Raw genomic sequence first — 1,184 nt, 5'->3', positions numbered from 1 at the left:
ATGGTATACGCAAGGAACCTCAGGTGAACCGAATTTGCACGAACCGGGAAAACATATCACTTTTTAGCGAACCGCTTCACTGCTTTCTTCTCATGCCATGGAGAAACCGGTGGCCACCTCGGCGCAAGCAACCGCCCTTGCCTGTCTCGACGGCATCCAGCCGTTGTTGTCCGCGTGGACACGCATCATCTTCGATTACGGCGAGACCGCGTGGCGGGAATATCAATCCGCCGCCTGGTATGTCGAGCGACTGAAACTCGAAGGCTTTTCTGTCGAAGAAGGCTCCGGCGGCATGCCGACCGCCTTCTGCGCACATTGGACCAACGGCCCCGGCCCGACCATCGGCATGTACGCCGAATACGACGCGGTGCCGGGCAATTGCCAGGATGCCGCTACGGTCGAGCGTCCGCGCCGGGGACTTGGCAACCAGGCCGGCGGCCACACCGACCCGCATTCCGGGCTGGGTATTTCGAGCCTCGGCGGGCTGCTGGCGACCAAGGCCGCGATGCAGCGCCACGGCATATCAGGCACGCTGCGCTTCACCGGCGAGCCGGCGGAAAAGGTGCGTGGGTCAAAGCCGATCCATGCCGCCAAGGGCTATTATGACGGCCTTGCCGGCATGATCTCCTTTCATCCGTTCTACATGCTGCCGCTCTGCAACACGGCGCGCTGGGACACGCATTGCGGCGCGGCCTACGCGATGATCTATCGCTTCATCTGCGACCAACCGGAGCGCTGGGCGCTGGCTGCGGGTGCTGCACCCATTCCGCAAGCACATTCGGCGGCGCGCGCGCCCGGCGCCAACGACGCATTGATGATGATGTACATGGCCTCCAAGGCTCTGCGCGATTCCATGCTGCCTCACCAGGGCGGCTGGTCGATCAGCGAGGCGATCCTGACGGCGGGGCAAGCGACCGCCGACAATTTGCCGGCGGGGCTGGCCGAGATTCAGTACATGATCCGCGTGCCGACGCTTGCCATGGCCGAGCAGGTCACCGCGGTGCTCGACCGCAATGCCGAGGCGGCGGCAGCGATGAGTGATTGCCGCACCGAGCGGCATTGGGTGTCGAAGTCACGACCGGGACTTGCCAATCATGCCATGGCCGAGATCGCCTATGAAGCGCTGTCGGCGGTCGGGCCGCCGCGCTGGGACGAAGACGCCAAGGCAGTCGCGCGCGAAATGC

At 64.2% G+C, this 1,184-nt stretch carries 1 protein-coding gene; it reads left to right on the top strand.

Annotated elements, in window-relative coordinates; all coding sequences use genetic code 11:
• Window positions 1–97: 97 nt before the first annotated feature.
• On the top strand, window positions 98–1,184 hold a 1,087-nt coding region (locus EN884_RS36470; RefSeq protein ID WP_164895442.1), incomplete at its 3' end, for an amidohydrolase.

Origin of the sequence: Mesorhizobium sp. M7A.F.Ca.AU.001.01.1.1 (assembly GCF_004022735.1) — a bacterium.
Classification (GTDB): domain Bacteria; phylum Pseudomonadota; class Alphaproteobacteria; order Rhizobiales; family Rhizobiaceae; genus Mesorhizobium; species Mesorhizobium ciceri.
This window is presented reverse-complemented; position numbering and strand designations above follow the sequence as displayed.